This window comes from Croceibacterium ferulae (genome assembly GCF_003660445.1).
GTDB classification, from domain to species: Bacteria; Pseudomonadota; Alphaproteobacteria; order Sphingomonadales; family Sphingomonadaceae; genus Croceibacterium; species Croceibacterium ferulae.
Genome location: NZ_QZVQ01000003.1, coordinates 336218 through 352876 on the forward strand (window position 1 = coordinate 336218; position 16659 = coordinate 352876).

The 16659-nt window shown below is 68.8% G+C and carries 10 protein-coding genes; 6 read left to right on the forward strand and 4 right to left on the reverse strand.

Going from position 1 to position 16659, the window contains the following annotated elements; translation table 11 throughout:
- The first annotated feature begins 26 nt into the window (after positions 1–26).
- Both mgrA and D5S08_RS04625 read left to right on the forward strand, forming a co-directional pair.
- Positions 27–1106, forward strand: coding sequence for an L-glyceraldehyde 3-phosphate reductase (gene mgrA / locus D5S08_RS04620; RefSeq protein WP_121115984.1), 1080 nt, complete (start codon positions 27–29; stop codon positions 1104–1106).
- Positions 1107–1162: 56 nt separating this feature from the next.
- A complete protein-coding gene (locus D5S08_RS04625; protein ID WP_121115986.1) occupies positions 1163–2317 on the forward strand; it encodes a hypothetical protein in 1155 nt (384 codons plus the stop codon).
- Between the two features lie 49 nt (positions 2318–2366).
- Here D5S08_RS04625 and D5S08_RS04630 read toward each other — a convergent pair whose 3' ends face one another.
- Entirely contained in the window at positions 2367–3452 is a 1086-nt protein-coding gene (locus tag D5S08_RS04630) for a glycoside hydrolase family 43 protein (protein ID WP_121115988.1), read from the reverse strand.
- A gap of 65 nt (positions 3453–3517) precedes the next feature.
- Positions 3518–5899 carry a glycoside hydrolase family 3 N-terminal domain-containing protein gene (locus D5S08_RS04635; RefSeq protein WP_121115990.1) on the reverse strand — a complete coding sequence of 794 codons (2382 nt, stop codon included), beginning with the start codon at positions 5897–5899 and terminating at the stop codon, positions 3518–3520.
- A gap of 116 nt (positions 5900–6015) precedes the next feature.
- Here D5S08_RS04635 and D5S08_RS04640 point away from each other — a divergent pair, with 116 nt between their 5' ends.
- The 3 genes from D5S08_RS04640 (at position 6016) to D5S08_RS04650 (ending at position 10388) form a co-directional block, all read left to right on the forward strand.
- A complete protein-coding gene (locus D5S08_RS04640) occupies positions 6016–7074 on the forward strand; it encodes a LacI family DNA-binding transcriptional regulator (protein ID WP_121115992.1) in 1059 nt (352 codons plus the stop codon).
- Between the two features lie 75 nt (positions 7075–7149).
- Entirely contained in the window at positions 7150–8931 is a 1782-nt protein-coding gene (locus D5S08_RS04645) for an IlvD/Edd family dehydratase (RefSeq protein WP_121115994.1), read from the forward strand.
- 53 nt (positions 8932–8984) lie between these two features.
- Entirely contained in the window at positions 8985–10388 is a 1404-nt protein-coding gene (locus D5S08_RS04650; protein ID WP_121115996.1) for a sugar porter family MFS transporter, read from the forward strand.
- Between the two features lie 60 nt (positions 10389–10448).
- Here the strand turns inward: D5S08_RS04650 and D5S08_RS04655 are convergent, their stop codons facing one another.
- Together D5S08_RS04655 and D5S08_RS04660 are read right to left on the reverse strand one after the other, a co-directional pair.
- The gene (locus D5S08_RS04655) at positions 10449–12536 is read right to left on the reverse strand and encodes a GDSL-type esterase/lipase family protein (RefSeq protein ID WP_241557233.1); all 2088 of its coding nucleotides are present in this window, start codon (positions 12534–12536) and stop codon (positions 10449–10451) included.
- Positions 12521–14950 carry a glycoside hydrolase family 3 protein gene (locus D5S08_RS04660; protein WP_121115998.1) on the reverse strand — a complete coding sequence of 810 codons (2430 nt, stop codon included), beginning with the start codon at positions 14948–14950 and terminating at the stop codon, positions 12521–12523. The genes D5S08_RS04655 and D5S08_RS04660 overlap by 16 nt, the downstream gene beginning before the upstream one ends.
- A 154-nt stretch (positions 14951–15104) precedes the next feature.
- On the opposite strand from D5S08_RS04660, the gene D5S08_RS04665 reads away from it, so the two are divergent.
- Complete coding sequence (locus D5S08_RS04665; RefSeq protein WP_121116000.1) at positions 15105–16643, forward strand: aldehyde dehydrogenase (NADP(+)); 1539 nt, start codon at positions 15105–15107, stop codon at positions 16641–16643.
- Positions 16644–16659 lie beyond the last annotated feature (16 nt).

Here is a 16659-nt window from a genome sequence, read left to right on the forward strand (position 1 = left end):
GATCCCAGGAGCGGACCCGCACTGCCATGGCCAACATCCCCTACCAGCCCGATCCCGCCCGTTATGACGGGCAGATGCCCTATCGCCGGTGCGGCCGCAGCGGACTGGACCTGCCGGCGATCTCGCTGGGCCTGTGGCAGAATTTTGGCGGGGCCGACGTGTTCGAAACCGGCCGCGCGGTGCTGCGCCGCGCCTTCGATCGCGGGGTGACGCATTTCGATCTCGCCAACAATTACGGGCCGCCCTTCGGCTCGGCGGAGGAGAATTTCGGCCGCATCATGGCCGCCGATTTCCGCGATCACCGTGACGAGCTGATCATCTCCAGCAAGGCGGGATGGGACATGTGGCCCGGCCCCTATGGCGGCCCGTCGGGCAGCCGCAAATATGTGATCGCCAGCTGCGACCAGAGCCTGCAGCGCATGGGCCTGGATTATGTCGACATCTTCTATTCGCACCGGGTGGACGAGAGCACCCCGCTGGAAGAGACGATGGGCGCGCTGGCGCAACTGCATGCACAGGGCAAGGCGCTGTATGTCGGCATCTCCTCCTACAGCCCGGAGCTGACGCGGGCCGCCGCGGCGATCCTGGCGGAGCACAAGGTGCCGCTGCTGATCCACCAGCCCAGCTATTCGCTGCTGAACCGCTGGATCGAGGGAGGGTTGCTGGACACGCTGGAGGATCTGGGCACCGGCTGCATCGCCTTCTCCCCGCTGGCGCAGGGGATGCTGACGGACAAGTACCTGGCCGGCGTGCCGGAAGGCTCACGCGCCACCAAGGGCCGATCCTTGCGCGAAGGTTTCCTGTCGGAGGACAATCTGGCGCGCATCCGCAAGCTGGCGGACATCGCCGCGGCGCGCGGGCAGAGCCTGGCGCAGATGGCCATCGCCTGGGTCCTGCGCGACCCGCGCGTGACCAGCGCCCTGATCGGCGCGCGCAATGTGGAGCAGCTCGACAACAGCCTGGATGCTGTCAAGCGGCTCGACTTCGCAGAGGACGAGCTGGCCGCGATCGACGCTGCGGTGGCGGAGGGCGGGATCAACCTGTGGGAGGTGTCATCGCGCATCACCGAAGTGCCGCCCGCCGGCGGCGTGCCGCTGGCGAAGTAGGGGGCGCGGCCTGCCGGCTGCTTGACAACCGACGGGGGCTGTATGAGCATCCGGCCATGCTTGCTCCCGTGCTGCTCCTCATGGCGCAAGCCGCCTCCGCCGCCCCGGCCTCAGCGCCGGCGGACGAGATCGTCGTCGTCGGCCAACGGATCGAGGAGGAGCTGGCCACCTGCCTCGCACGCAGCTGCCCGCCCAAGGAAGAGATCGAGCTGTCGCTCCAACTCTCCGTGAACCAGTTCGCCAGCGGGCGCTACACGGATGCGCGCAATACCTTGCAACGCGCGATCCGCCGCAATCGCGACCATGCGGCCGAGCTGCCCGGGCCGGTATCGATGATGTACGCCACCCTGGCATCCGTTGCGGAGCATCAAGGCGACCCGCGCTTGTGGCGCCAGTCAGCGCGGAACAATGTGGAGGTGCTGCGCCAGCATGTGGGCGAGAGCCACGTGGCGACGCTGGGGCAGGAACTGGCCTTTGCTGACAGCATGGTCGGCCTGGGGACGCTGGATTCCGCAGGCGCGCTGTACCGGGCTGTCCAGCGCAAGGCTGCGGATAGCGGCAACGCACAGTTCGCTGCCGGTGCGGCATTCCGCCGCGCGTGGCTGGCGCTGTTGCAGGAGCATGACCGGGATGCCTTGCGCCTGGCGGACGAGGCTGTCGGCCTTGCCGGTGCCGACGACCGGCTGATGCGGGACTTGCGCGAGATCCTCCGAACACGGATCGCGGTCCGCGAAGGGGACAATGACGCGGTCGATGCGCTGGCCACCCGGTTGCGACAGGCCGCGACGGACCCTCCGCGCCTGCTGTTCGCATCCGGGTACGAGGACATCAATGCGGACGATACCGTGGAGGTGAACCGCTTCATCGATTCGGACCTGCGGCTGGCCGATGTGGGTTACTGGATCCGGCCGGACGGGCGGACCGCGGATATCGAGATCCTGCGCAATAACGGGCTTGGCCAATGGGCGCCCGGCATCCTGCGCCAGATCAGGAGCCGTCGCTATGTCCCGTTCGACGGGGCGGCGGGCAATCCGGGCCTTTACCGGATCGAGCGTTTCACGGTGCGGGCCACCAAGGGGGACGTGACCGGCTCCCACATCGAACAGCGGCGGGGCGACCTGACGATCCATGTCGTCGACCTCACCGAAACGGAGGCGATGGGCGAGGCGCATCGCCGGCGCCTGCGCGAGGCGGCGGCACCGGTCGGCTGAGGGCCGGAAGGAGGTGGCGCATGCCGGCACCACCCCCGCTCGACTGCGCCTACTTGAACGGGCTGATCGTGCGGATCGTGCCATCCGGGTTGTAGGTCAGCTCCGTCACCTTCACGTTGCGCAGGCGCGTCTGGCCGGACAGCTGCGTGTCGGCATAGAACAGCCACCACTTGCCGCCCTGCTCCACGATGGAATGGTGCGTGGTCCAGCCTTCCACCGGCTCCAGGATGCGGCCGCGATAGGTGAAGGGGCCATAGGGGGAATCGCCGGTGGCATAGACCAGGTAATGCGTGTCCCCGGTCGAGTAGCTGAGATAGTACTTGCCGTTATATTTGTGCATCCACGCCGCCTCGAAGAAGCGGCGGTCGGTGTCGCCGCCCAGGATCGGCTTGCCCGCCTCGTCCAGGATCTGCACATCGCGCGGGGCTTCGGAGAAGGTCTTCATGCCGCCATCCATGCGCGCGATCTTGGGCATCAGGGCCGGCTGGTCGGGCTGCTCCAGATCGGTCTTCGATCCGTTCGCCTGGTAATTGCCGGTGGCCCAGCGTTGCAGCTGGCCGCCCCAGATGCCGCCGAAATACATGTAGGAGGCGCCGTCATCATCGGTGAAAACGGCCGGGTCGATGGAGAAGCTGCCGGGGATCGGCTGCGGATCGGGCGTGAACGGGCCGGTCGGGCTGTCGGAGGTGGCGACGCCGATGCGGAACACGCCCTGCTTGTCCTTGGCCGGGAAGTAGAGGTAGTAGGTGCCGTTCTTGAACGCCGCGTCGGGCGCCCACATCTGGCGGGCCGCCCACGGCACCTGATCCACGTCCAGCGCCACCGGATGCACCGTAACCGGCGCGCCGACCCGATCCATGGAGAGGACGCGGTAGTCGCGCATTTCGAAATGGCTGCCCAGATCGTCTTCCGGCGTGGGGCCGTCGATGTCGTGGCTGGCATAGATGTACATCCGCCCGTCGAACACATGGGCGGACGGGTCGGCGGTGTAGATCTCGCTCACCAGCGGTTGCGAGAGATATTCCCGGCCATCGGAGGAGCGCGCCTCGCCCTCGGCCGCCTGTTCCGGGGCGGAGGTGCAGGCGGCGGCGCACAGGATGGTGGACGCCAGCACGGCGGCACGAAGCAGTTTCATTGATTGTCCTCTCCAGGATGTATTTTGCGATAACGCTATCATGGTCGCGGCCGGCGGCGCAAGGCTCAGCCGACCTCCAGCACCGCGGTCTGCAGATTGACCGAGTCCGCACCGGTCATGATGTCGAACCGGCCCGGTTCGACCACCTCGCGCATGTCGATGTCCCACATGGTAAAGGTGCGGCGGTCCAGCGTGAAGCGCACCGTGCGCCGTTCGCCCGGCGCCAGGGTCACCCGCTCGAACCCTTTCAGCTCCTTGATCGGCCTGGTGACGGATGCGACCTGGTCATGAACATAGAGCTGCACCACCTCGTCGCCCGCTCGCGTGCCGGTGTTGCGCACATCGACCTCCACCTGCACCGTGCCGGCCAAGCCGATTGCTTGCGCCGACAGACGTGGCGGCGACAGTTCGAACGTGGTGTAGCTGAGCCCGTGGCCGAAGGGGAACAGCGGCGCGGTCGTGTCGAACAGGTAGCCGCGCCCGACCGAAGGCTTGCTGTTGTAGAACAGCGGCAGCTGCCCTTCGTTTCGCGCCACCGTGACCGGCAGCTTGGCCCCGGGATTGACGTCGCCGAACAGCGCGTCGGCAATGGCGGTGCCGCCCTCCTGCCCGGGGTACCAGCATTCCAGCAGCGCATTGGCGCGGGCGGCGATGGCGGGCCAGCTGGGCGGGCGGCCATTGATGGCGCACACGACCACCGGCTTGCCCAGCGCATGCAGCGCATCGAACAGCTCGTTTTGTTCGCCCACGATGTCGATATCGGTGCGGTCGCCCAGATGGTTCCTGGCGAAGCCTTCGCGACTGGTCTGCTCCGTATCGCCGATCGCAAGCACGATCAGGTCGGCACCACGCGCCGCCTCCACCGCTTCGGCGATCATGCGGCGGTTCTCCGCCGGATCGGCCAGCAGCACCTCGCTTTCGGAGCGGTCTTCCGTCTGGGTGATGCGCACGCCTTGCGCCACGATCAGCCGTTCGGCGGGCAGGCGGGCGCGCAAGGCATCGGCCAGCGTCACCACCTGCCGCGGCGCGCCGGAATAGCCGCCCAGCCGGGCGACCTGCGCGTTCGGGCCGATCAACGCGACCGTACCTGCACGCGACTGGTCCAGCGGCAGCGTGCCGTCATTGGTCAGCAGGCACAGCGACTTGCGCGCCGCCTCCAGCGCCAGGGCGCGGCCTTCAGCATTGCCGGTAACGCGCTGCGCCTCCGCCAGATCGGCATAGGGGTTCTCGAACATGCCGGCGCGGAATTTCAGCCGCAGCATGCGCGCGCAGGCCTGGTCGACCGCGGCCTCCGCCACGCGGCCGTCGCGCACCTGTTCCACCAGCGTGCGGAACGCCTCGCCATCGGGCAGTTCCGAATCCACGCCCGCGGCCAGCGCAAGCCGGGCCGCGCCCTCCTTGTCCGCCGCGACATGGTGGATGCTGGCAAGCTCCGTCACCCCGCCATAATCGCTGACGATGGCCCCATCGAAGCCCCATTCACCGCGCAGGATATCGCCCAGCAGCCAGCGATTGGCATGGCTCGGCACGCCGTCCAGCTCGTTGTAGGACGGCATGACAGCGGCCAGCCCGGTGCGTTCCACCACGGCGCGGAAGGGCGGGAAGAAGAACTCGCGCAGCTCCCGCTCCGCCAGCGGGGCGGGGCCGATATTGTTGCCGGCCTGCGGCTGGCCATGGCCGGTCATGTGCTTCAGCGTGGTGAAGACGTGGCCGGGCGCCAGCGTGCTGCCTTCGCCCTGCAAGCCGATCACGCTGGCGACGCCCATCTCGCCGCACAGATAGGGATCCTCGCCGAAGGTCTCCTCGATCCGGCCCCAGCGCGGGTCGCGCGCGATATCGACGACCGGCGACAGGGTCAGGTGAGCGCCATGCGCGCGCACCTCCAGCCCGGTCTGCCGCTGCACCCGGCGCATCATGTCGCGGTCGAATGTGCCGGCCAGCCCGATTGCCTGTGGGAACATGGTGGCGTCCGGCGCCATGTAGCCGTGCAGCGATTCCTCGTGGAACAGCACGGGGATGCCCAGCCGCGTCTCTTCCGCCGCCCAGCGCTGCACCGCATTGACGAAATTGACCGTCGATTCCGCCCCACGCCAGCGCGCGCCTGTGCCGCCGGCGACCTCTGCCACCTCCGGCCCGCCGCGCCGGTCGGACGGGCGGGTGACCTGGCCGATACCGTGGGGATAGGCGCGGCTGGCCTTGCGGGCGTCGAAGTCCAGCGCGCCATCGCGCATGATCTCCGACTTGGCGGCCCATAGGGCGATGATCTGGCCGACCTTCTCCTCCAGCGTCATGCGAACCAGCAGGTCGCGCACGCGCAGGTCGATGGGTGCGGTCGGGTCGCGATAAAGCGGGCGGTCGCTGCCTTGCGCAAAGGCGGCTGGCGTGATCCCGATGGCGGACGCGCTGGCCAGCAGGCACAGTGCCCGGCGGCGGCTGATATTGGTCATGACCTCTCCCTGGTCGAATTTGTTAGCGCTAACGAACAGGCTGGGCGGACATGTGTCAAGGGGTGCAGGCAGCTTGCCCATTGCCACGCCTGCCGGATCGTGACAGCAGCTTTCACATGGTGAAAACCTCCCGCCGCCAGCGCTCCGCCCCCACGATCATCGATGTCGCCAAGCGCGCGGGCGTGTCGCCCATGACCGTGTCGCGCGTCATCAATGGCGAAAACAATGTGCGGCCGGCTACCCGCGAACTGGTCAACAGCGCGATCAGCGCGCTGAACTACGCGCCCAATCCGGCGGCCCGCAGCCTGGCAGGCGCGGGGCAGAGCCGGATCGGCCTGCTCTATTCCAACCCCAGCGCCGGCTATCTCAGCGAATTCCTCGTCGGCAGCCTGGACCAGGCCAGCCGGCGTGACGTGCAGCTGATCGTGGAACGGTGCGAGCCCGGCGATCACGAGATCGAGGTGGCGCGCCACCTGATCGAATCGGGTGTGGACGGCATCCTGCTGCCGCCGCCGCTATGCGATTCGCCGGCCCTGCTCCGGCTGCTGGCGGAAGAACAGGTGCGCGCCGTGCTGGTCGGCAGCGCGGTGCCGCCGGCCGGGCAGCTGGCCGTCAGCATCGACGATTGCCAGGCCGCCTATGCCATGACGCGGCATCTGCTGGGTTTGGGGCACCGGCGCATCGGCTTCATCAAGGGCAATCCCACGCTGAAGGCCAGCGCGCATCGCTATGCCGGCTATTGCTCCGCGCTGGAGGATGCCGAGGTGGTCCTGGATCTGGAGCTGGTGGCGCCGGGGCTGTTCACCTATCGCTCCGGCCTGGATGCGGCCGAGCAGCTGCTGGACCTGGCCGACGCGCCCACCGCGATCTTTGCCGGCAATGACGACATGGCCGCCGCCAGCGTGGCCGTGGCGCACCGCCGCGGGCTGGACGTGCCGGGCGACCTGACCGTCTGCGGGTTCGACGACACCACGCTGGCGACCACCATCTGGCCGGAACTGACCACCATCCACCAGCCGATCGCCGACATGAGCCGCGCGGCGGTGGACCTGCTGGTCAGCGCCATCCGCCAGCAATCGCCGCCCGATCAGCGGCACTGCGTGCTGGATTACACGCTGATCCGCCGCCAGTCCGACGCGCCGCCCCGCCGCAGGCCGCATTCGGCCCATCCATGACTTGCACTCTGCCGCCGGCATGTTAGCGATAACAGCATAAGGGCGCGGAGAGGCGCCCGGCAGGAGAGTAATTGTATGGAACGCCGGCCCGTTCGCCCCTTCCGTTCGCGCGACTGGTTCGCCGCACCGCACCGATCCGACATGGCCGCGCTCTATCTGGAGCGGTTCATGAATTACGGCCTGACGCCGGAGGAGCTGCAGGCGGGCAAGCCGATCATCGGCATCGCGCAATCGGGCAGCGACCTGTCCCCCTGCAACCGCATCCATGTGGATCTGGCCAAGCGGGTGCGCGACGGGATCATCTCCGCCGGTGGCATTCCCATCGAATTTCCGACGCTGCCGATCTTCGAGAACTGCCGCCGGCCATCCGCCGCGCTGGACCGCAACCTGGCGGCCATGACGTTGACCGAAACGCTGTACGGCTATCCGCTGGATGCCGTGGTGCTGACCACCGGCTGCGACAAGACCACGCCGGCGGGCATCATGGCGGCGATCACCGTCAACATCCCGGCCATCGTCCTGTCCGGCGGGCCGATGCTGGATGGCTGGCACGAAGGCGAGCTGGTGGGATCGGGCACGGTGATCTGGCGCAGCCGGCGCAAGCTGGCCGCCGGCGAGATCGACGAGGAGGAGTTCCTGCGCCGCGCGACCGACAGCGCGCCGTCACCCGGCCATTGCAACACCATGGGCACGGCCAGCACCATGAACGCGATCGCGGAGGCGATGGGCCTGTCGCTGCCCGGCTGCGCGGCGATCCCGGCACCCTATCGCGAACGCGGCCAAATGGCGTTCCGCACCGGCCAGCGCATCGTGGACATGGCGTATGAGGATCTGCGCCCGCTCGACATCCTGACCCGCGGTTCGTTCCTGAACGCGATCCGCACCTGCACCGCCATCGGCGGCTCCTCCAACGCGCAGCCGCACATCAATGCGATGGCGGCCCACGCCGGCATCCCCATCAGTGCCGCCGACTGGATGGAGCATGGTTACGACCTGCCGCTGCTGGCCGATGTGCAGCCGGCGGGCCGCTTCCTGGGCGAACGCTTCCACCGCGCGGGCGGCGTGCCGGCGATCCTGTGCGAACTGGCGGGGGCGGGGAAGCTGGACAGCGCGTGCCTGACGGTGACCGGCAGGACGATCGGGGAGAACATCGCCGGCCGCGAGGCGACCGACCGCGAGGTGATCCGCCCGTTCGACCAGCCGCTGAAGGAGACCGCCGGCTTCCTGGTGCTGAGCGGCAACCTGTTCGACTTCGCCATCATGAAGACCAGCGTCATCTCGCCGGAGTTCCGCGCCCGCTATTTGTCCGAACCCGGGCGGGAGAACCTGTACGAGGCCCGCGCCGTGGTGTTCGACGGATCGGACGATTACCACAACCGCATCAACGATCCGGCGTTGGAGATAGACGAGCGCACGATCCTGGTGATCCGCGGCTCCGGCCCGCTGGGCTGGCCCGGATCGGCGGAGGTGGTCAACATGCAGCCGCCTGATGCGCTGATCCAGCGCGGCGTGCTGACGCTGCCGACCATGGGCGACGGCCGGCAGTCGGGCACGTCGGACAGCCCCTCCATCCTCAACATCTCGCCCGAAAGCGCGGCGGGCGGGGGTTTGGCCTGGCTGCGCGATGGCGACACCATCCATATCGACCTCAATACCGGCCGCTGCGACGCACTGGTGGACGAGGCGGAGATCGCCCGGCGCCTGGCAGAGTCGCCGCCCCAGGGCGTGCCCGCCAGCAACAGCCCGTGGGAAGAGCTGTACCGCGAAAAAGTGGGACAGCTGGCGGATGGCGGGGTGCTGGACTTTGCGCTCAAATATCGTGGAATCGCGGAGCGCACTCCGCGACATAATCACTGACAATTCAGGAGAGGGATCTAGGAATGAGTGACATCGGAAGGGGCGCGACGGCCATGGCCACGCCGCCAGAGCGGGCGAATATGGGCTTCATCGCCGCCATCGTGTCGGTGGCGACGATCGGCGGCCTGCTGTTCGGCTATGACAGCGGCGCGGTGAACGGCACGCAGGAAGGGCTGACCACCGCGTTCGGCCTGTCCGAAGGGGGGCTGGGCTTCACCGTCGGCTCGCTGCTGATCGGCTGCTTCATCGGCGCCTTTTCCGCCGCGACGCTGGCCGACAGCATCGGCCGGCGCAACGTGCTGCGGCTGGCGGCGCTGCTGTTCCTGATCGGCGCGCTGATCCAGGGCTTCGCCGGCAGCCAGCTGGTGTTCGTGCTGGCGCGCATCGCCGGCGGCATCTCCGTCGGCGCGGCCAGCGTGCTGTCGCCCGCCTACATCTCCGAGGTCGCCCCGGCGCATATCCGCGGGCGGATGACCACGGTGCAGCAGATCATGATCATCACCGGGCTGACCACCGCCTTCGTGGTGAACTACTTCCTGGCGCAGGCGGCCGGCGCTTCCACCAATATCTGGTGGGCCGGGCTGGAAGCCTGGCGCTGGATGTACCTGATGCAGGCCGTGCCGGCCGCGATCTTCCTGCTGGCGCTGTTCTTCATCCCGGAATCCCCGCGCTTCCTGGTGGGCAAGGGCCGGCATGACCATGCCAGCACCGTGCTGGTCCGCCTGTTCGGCGAAACGGTCGCCAAGGCCAAGCTGCTGGAAATCCAGAACAGCTTCGTCGGGCAGCACGATCCCAAGCTGTCGGATGTGCGCGCCCCCGGCACCTTCCTGCGGCCGATCGTGTGGGCGGGCCTGGTGCTTGCCGTGTTCCAGCAGCTGGTCGGCATCAATGTGATCTTCTATTACGGCTCCACCCTGTGGCAGCTGGCCGGCTTCACCGAAGACCAGTCGCTGCTGATCAACATCGTGTCGGGCGTGGTATCGATCGCCGCCTGCTTCCTGACCATCGCGCTGGTGGACAAGATCGGGCGCAAGCCGCTGCTGCTGATCGGTTCCGCCGGCATGACGGTGACGCTGTTCATGCTGGTCTATGTGTTCTCCAACGGGACGCTGGATGCGGAAGGGCAGCTGCAGCTGTCGTCCAACCTGGGCACCACGGCGCTGATCGCGGCCAACCTGTATGTGATCTTCTTCAACATCAGCTGGGGCCCGATCATGTGGGTCATGCTGGGGGAGATGTTTCCCAACCAGATCCGCGGCTCCGCGCTGGCGGTGTGCGGGTTTGCGCAGTGGTTCTCCAACTACCTGATCGCACAAAGCTTCCCGATCATGGCATCGATGCTGGGGCTGGCGGTCAGCTACAGCTTCTACGCCTTCTGCGCGCTGCTCAGCTTCTTCCTGGTGAAGCGGTTCATCACGGAAACCAAGGGCAAGGAACTGGAGGAGATGCAGGGCTGAGCCCGCGACCCTTCCGGCCTGACAGGGGCGGGGCAGCCACATGGCCGCCTCGCCCTTTTTCTATCCGGCGCAGACGTTCTCGCCCGGCTGTGCCGCGCCGGCCGGTACCGGCACGCCCGCAGCCGCTGCCGCACGGTCCAGCCGCGGGCTGGGGCCGGGCAGCGACAGGTCGGTCGCGGCGACGTAGAACGGATCGGCCTGGGCCAGTTCCACCGGCACGAAGCGGAAGCCGAGTTCGCGGTACAGCGCCAGCAGGCGCGGCATCATGCGCGCATCGAACGCGCCGGCATGCAGCAGCAGCACATAGGGAATGTCCCGCCCCAGCGCGCCCTGCGCCATCGCCCGCGCATTCAGCGCGCCTGTGCGGGCGGCCTGCAGGTAGCTGTCCTCCAGCGCGGCGATCGCGGCAGTGTCGTCCTTCGCCACGCAGCGGGCATAGGCGCCGTTCCAGGCCCAGTCGCCGAAGTCCATCGTCACCGCCGCGACGCGGTAGTTGCCGCTGCGCAGGGTGTCCCGCGCCGCCGCCACGGTCGCCGCGTCGTCGCCTTCGGACAGGTAGGGATAACGGAACCAGCGCCAGTCCTCCCCCGCCATCAGCCGGGCGAGCACCGGCTCGTTGCGGGCCACCTCTGCGGCGAAGCCCTGCCGGTTCACCGCCGTTACATTGGCGTGGGACCAGTTGTGATTGCCCAACGGGAAGCCGGCCTGCCGCCACGCGCGCAGCACCGCCTCGCCATCGCCTTCGTCCTTGCCCGCATTGACAAAGCCCATCGGCGCGGTGGCGCCGGCATCGCGGAAGGCGGCGATCAGCGCCTGCGTGACCGCCAGATGGGTCTCGCCCGGCGGCAGCGGGCCGTGGGCCGGCAGGTCGTCCACCGTGATCGCCAGCATCGGCGCAGCGTCTGCGGCCTCGTCCGCGAACAGGTCCAGCGGCACCGCCGCCGCCATGGCGGCATAGCCCGCCGGTGACGGGTGCAGGTGGTCGCCGGAATCATGAACCGCCGCCATGCGCGCCGGGTCCGCCGGATCGCGCAAGGCGGCATCGAAGTCGATCACCGCATCGAAGGTGCCGCTGGTGCGGATGAAGGCGTTGATCGCCTGCCGGTCCGCCTCGCTTTCCGGCCCCGGATGGTAATAGTCGTTGCCGACGAAGGGCGTGATCGTGCCGCCGATCAGGCGGATGCCGTGGGCATGGGCGCGCTCCGCCATCTGGCGGTAGGCGCCGGTGATCTCCGCCACGATGCGGGCATGCTCCTCCGGCGTGGCGGGCGCATCGCGGGTCAGCGTGCCCAGATCGTTGACCCCTTCCAGCAGGATCACGTCCGTCACCCCGCTGCGGGCGATCACGTCGCGGTCGAACCGGGCCAGCAGATTGGGGCCGATCCCGTCCAGCAGCACCCGATTGCCGCCGATCCCGGCATTGATCACGCCAACATGCTCCGTCCCCGCATGGCCGCGCAGCCGGGTCAGCAGGTGATCGGTCCAGCGCTGGTAGGTGTCGGGCTGCACGCCATAGCCGTCGGTGATCGAATCGCCGATCGCCACGATCGTGCGCGCGGGCGCGACTTCGGCGGTGGCATCCACCTCCACATCGGCCAGCAGGTGCCAGCCAAGAAGGGCGGTGGCGTCGGCGAAGGCGGTATCATCCACATGATCGCCGGCCAGCGTGAAGGCAGTGGCGCGCGATCCCGGATGGCCGGTGCGCACCGCCGGCGCGGCGGGCAGATGCAGCGTCACCGCCAGATCGGCGCTGGCCTGCGTCGGCAGATCGACCGGGTCCGAATACATCTCCGCACCGGGCGGGATGCGCACCCAGCGCGCGCCGGCAAAGGTCAGCGGGCGGCTGTCCCGCACCGCCGCCTGGCCCGGCGTGAGCACCAGTCCGACGGCCGCGCCATCCACCAGCAGCGGCTGCGTGCCGAACAGGTTGGACAGGCGCACGCGCAAACGCGGGCCGCCGATCGACAGGCGCACCGGTTGCCGGACCGTGACGGGGCCGGGCAGCGGCGCCTTGTCCGCATCCTGCCCTTCCACCCGGATCTGCGCGGTGCCCCAGCTGGCGGTCCAGTCCTGCGCCCCCGCGCCCGTCGTCAGCAGCAGCAGCGCCGCCGCGCCAGCTAGCCAGCGGGACATCAGCTTGCAGGACATTGCGCACCCTCCGGATCGGTGACCAGCCGTGCCTCGGCCAGGGAGAGCGTGAAGGGCGCATCGGCGCGGATCGCGACCGGCGCGTCCACCGCCGCCATGTCGCCGCTCGCGGCCTGGAAGCAGCGCAACGGCACGCGCAAGGTGCGCCAGTTTCCGCCCGCGCCCATCAGCGTGGCGACGTCCAGCACTCCATTGCCCAGGATCAGCTGCACGGGGCCGGACGGTGCCCGGTCCACCCGATATTGCAGCTGCAGCAGCATGTCGCCGTTGGTTTCCCGGCTGAGGCCCAGCACCGGTCCGGCGATCCGCGCCGTGCCCGCGCCGCGCCAGCTGAGCTGCACTGCGCCTTCCTGCAATTGCGGGCTGTCCACCGCCGCCTGCGCAACCGTGTCGTCCAGCTGCAAGGCATAGGGTTCCGGCACCCGGCCGCGGGTGAAGAACAGCGTGGTGTTGGCGAGGCTCGCATCCACGCCGGCTTCTTCGGCCAGCTGCGGCACGCTGCCGCCTTCGGCATAGGACAGGCCATAGCCGAGCGGGAACAGCGGGTCATAGCCGTCCTGCCCTTCGTTCAGCGTGAACTGGCCCGCATTCTTCGGCCAGCTGAAGGACAGGCGCCCGCGAAAATCGTGCCGCGCCGTACCGTCCGCGCCGGCGATCAGCACATCGGCGATGCCGCCGCCTTCCGATCCCGGCAGCCAGCCGGCGACAAAGGCGTCCGATGCGTTCAGCTCCGGATTGACCCACAAGGGCCGGCCGGACAGGAACACCGACACGGTGGGGATGCCCGCCCCCTTCAGCCGGCGCAGCAGCTCCAGCGAGTGCTTGTCGCCCGCCTCGAACTCCAGCGTGCGCACATCGCCGCGCCCTTCGGCATAGGGCATCTCCCCGAACACCACGATCGCGGCATCGGGCCGGTCGGTGAAGCTGCCATCGACGCTGAGCGTGGCGGAGCCGCCGCCGGCCGCCATCGCCTCCGCAATGCCGGCATGGATCGACTGCCCGTTGGGGAAATCGGCATTGCTGTTGCCGTCGCCCTGCCAGCTCAACGTCCAGCCGCCCGATTGCAGGCCGATATCGTCCGCATGGGTTCCGGCGACCAGCAGCTTCGCATCGGGCCTCAGCGGCAGCACGCCATCATTCTTCAGCAGCACCAGCGACTGGCGCACCGCCTCCCGCGCAACCGCGCGATGCTCCGGCGCGCCGATCACGCCGGCGCGGTCGGTGAAGGGCCGGGCGGCATCGAACAGGCCCAGCCGGTGCTTCACCCGCAGGATGCGGCGCACGGCATCGTCGATCCGCTCCAGCGGGATCGTGCCGGCGCGCACCTGCGCCAGCGTGGTGTCGAACAGGCCCTGCCAGCTGTCGGGCGCCATCGCCATGTCCAGCCCGGCATTGAAGCTGGCCGCGCAATCGGTCTTGGTGCAGCCGGCCACCTGCGCATGGCCGTTCCAGTCGCCCACGATGAACCCGTCAAAGCCCATCCGCCCCTTCAGCACATTGGTCAGCAGCGACCGGTTGCCGTGCATCTTCTCGCCATTCCACGAATTGAACGAGGCCATGATCGTCATCACCCCGCCGCGGATCGCCATGGGGTAGCCGGGATTGTGCGTGGCGATCAGCTCGGCTTCCGACACCTGCGTATTGCCCTGGTCCACGCCATCGGCGGTGCCGCCATCGCCCAGGAAGTGCTTGGCGCTCGCCGCCACCCGCCCGACCTGAATGGTGGTGAGGCCGGGCTTGCCCTGCAGCCCTTCGACCATGGCGCCGGCAAAGGCGCGCACGATCTCCGGATCCTCGGAATAGCCTTCATATGTGCGGCCCCAGCGGTCATCCTGCGGCACCGCCAGCGTGGGGCCGAACGCCCAGTGGATACCGGCGGCCGCCGTCTCCTTCGCGGTCGCGTCGCCAATGCGGCGGATCAGATCGGGGTTACGCGTCGCGCCCAGGCCGACATTGTGGGGAAACAGCGTGGCACCCACGACATTGTTGTTGCCGTGCACCGCGTCGATGCCGAAGATGATCGGGATGGGCGTGTGGCCGCTGCGAGGCTCCATCGCCGCCGTTTCGAACGCGTCCACCGTGGCGGCCCAGTCGGCGCCGGGCGAGCGGTCGGGCTTGCCGATGGGCGGGGAGCTGCCGCCCGCCAGGATGGAGCCGAGCGGATAGCGGCGCAGATCGTCCGGCGTGATCGCGCTGGTATCCGCCTGGATCATCTGGCCGATCTTCTCCTCCAGGCTCATGCGCGCCATCAGCTGCGTCACGAAGGCTTCGGTTTCGGGATCGACCAGGCCGCGGCTGCGCGCCTCGGGCCACAGTTCCGGATGGGCGGTGCTGGCCGGCGCGCTGTCCTGCGCCATCGCGGTGGAGGCCAGCAAGGCAGCGCCTGCCACCACCCAGATTCCCGTGCGTCTCATCCCGAACTCTCCCCGCCCTGTCTTGTCTCACGCATCCCGGAGCCCACATTGCCCCCGTATCGCTCTGCTGTTAGCGTTACCGGAAGCTGCAGCACGGATCAATCAGGGCGCCGGTCCCCGGCACCCCCACAGCGACAAGGATCACGAACCGACCATGGCCACACAGACCGCAACCCCCAGCGAAATGCTCCGCTCCATCGATGCCGCCACCGGCGAGCCGTTCGGCGAACCGTTCACCACGCATGGCGCCTCTGATGTGGATGCCGCCTGCGCCGCCGCTGCTGCCGCATTCGACGATTACCGCAGCCGCCCGCTGGAGGATCGCGCCGCGTTCCTGGACCGCATCGGTGACGAGATCATGGCGATCGGCGATCCCCTGATCGAGGCGGCGATGCGCGAATCCGGCCTGCCGCGCGCCCGGCTGGAGGGCGAGCGCGGCCGCACCGTGGGCCAGCTGAAGCTGTTCGCGCAGGTGGTGCGCGACGGCAATTTCCTGGGCCTGCGGATCGACAGCGCGCTGCCCGATCGCCAGCCGCTGCCCCGGCCGGACCTGCGCCTGCGCAAGGTGCCGCTGGGCCCGGTCGCCGTGTTCGGCGCGTCCAACTTCCCGCTCGCCTTTTCTACCGCCGGCGGTGACACGGCATCGGCGCTGGCCGCCGGTTGCCCGGTGGTGGTGAAGGGCCATGGCGCCCATCCGCGCACCGGCACGCTGGTGGCGGAAGCGATCGCCCGCGCGGTCCAGGCCTGCAACATGCCGGCTGGCGTGTTCAACCACCTGCTCGGCCCGGGCAACCAGGTCGGCAGCGCGCTGGTGCAGGATCCGCGCATCGCTGCGGTGGGCTTCACCGGTTCGCGCGGCGGCGGCATGGCGCTGGTCAAGCTGGCGCAGGCCCGCCCGGTGCCGATCCCGGTCTATGCCGAAATGTCGAGCATCAACCCCGTGCTGCTGATGCCGCATGCGCTGGCCACCCGTGGCGCCGCGCTGGGCACCGCATTCGTCGGTTCGCTGACCATGGGCGCGGGGCAGTTCTGCACCAATCCCGGCCTGCTGCTGGCGATCGAGGGCGAAGGGCTGGACGCGTTCCTGGATGCGGCACGTGCCGCGCTGGCCGATGCGCCGGCCTCCACCATGCTGACGCCCGGCATCCACGCCGCCTACACGAAGGGTGTCGAGGACCTGTCCAGCCACCAGCATGTCGAGACGATCGGGCGCGGCGCGGTCGGCAGCGGTACCTGCGGTCAGGCCGGCCTGTTCGCCACCACGGCGGAAGCCTTCCTGTCGGACGAGGCGCTGGGTCACGAGATCTTCGGCGCTTCCAGCTTGCTGGTCCGCTGCCGGGACGAGGCCGAGCTGATCCGCGTGCTGCAGAACGCCGAAGGGCAGCTGACCGCCACGATCCAGATGGATGGCGGCGACACGGACATGGCGCAGCGCCTGCTGCCCGTGCTGGAGTTGAAGGCCGGTCGCGTGCTGGTCAATGGCTGGCCTACCGGCGTGGAAGTGGCGCATGCCATGGTCCATGGCGGGCCGTTCCCGTCGACCTCTGACGGGCGCACCACCAGCGTCGGCAGCCTGGCGATCGATCGCTATCTGCGGCCGGTCTCCTACCAGAACCTGCCGGCGGAACTGCTGCCGGCGGAACTGCGCGACGGTGCCACCCTGCCGCGCATGGTCGACGGCAAGTCTGCCTGATCAGGCTGGCGGGCGG

Bases quoted from the DNA above. Each gene is read 5' to 3' on its own strand.
- D5S08_RS04660 (WP_121115998.1), bottom strand. From the start codon at position 14,950: ATGAGACGCACGGGAATCTGGGTGGTGGCAGGCGCTGCCTTGCTGGCC.
- mgrA (WP_121115984.1), top strand. From the start codon at position 27: ATGGCCAACATCCCCTACCAGCCCGATCCCGCCCGTTATGACGGGCAG.
- D5S08_RS04635 (WP_121115990.1), bottom strand. From the start codon at position 5,899: ATGACCAATATCAGCCGCCGCCGGGCACTGTGCCTGCTGGCCAGCGCG.
- D5S08_RS04645 (WP_121115994.1), top strand. From the start codon at position 7,150: ATGGAACGCCGGCCCGTTCGCCCCTTCCGTTCGCGCGACTGGTTCGCC.
- D5S08_RS04630 (WP_121115988.1), bottom strand. From the start codon at position 3,452: ATGAAACTGCTTCGTGCCGCCGTGCTGGCGTCCACCATCCTGTGCGCC.
- D5S08_RS04665 (WP_121116000.1), top strand. From the start codon at position 15,105: ATGGCCACACAGACCGCAACCCCCAGCGAAATGCTCCGCTCCATCGAT.
- D5S08_RS04650 (WP_121115996.1), top strand. From the start codon at position 8,985: ATGGCCACGCCGCCAGAGCGGGCGAATATGGGCTTCATCGCCGCCATC.
- D5S08_RS04640 (WP_121115992.1), top strand. From the start codon at position 6,016: ATGGTGAAAACCTCCCGCCGCCAGCGCTCCGCCCCCACGATCATCGAT.
- D5S08_RS04655 (WP_241557233.1), bottom strand. From the start codon at position 12,536: ATGTCCTGCAAGCTGATGTCCCGCTGGCTAGCTGGCGCGGCGGCGCTG.
- D5S08_RS04625 (WP_121115986.1), top strand. From the start codon at position 1,163: ATGCTTGCTCCCGTGCTGCTCCTCATGGCGCAAGCCGCCTCCGCCGCC.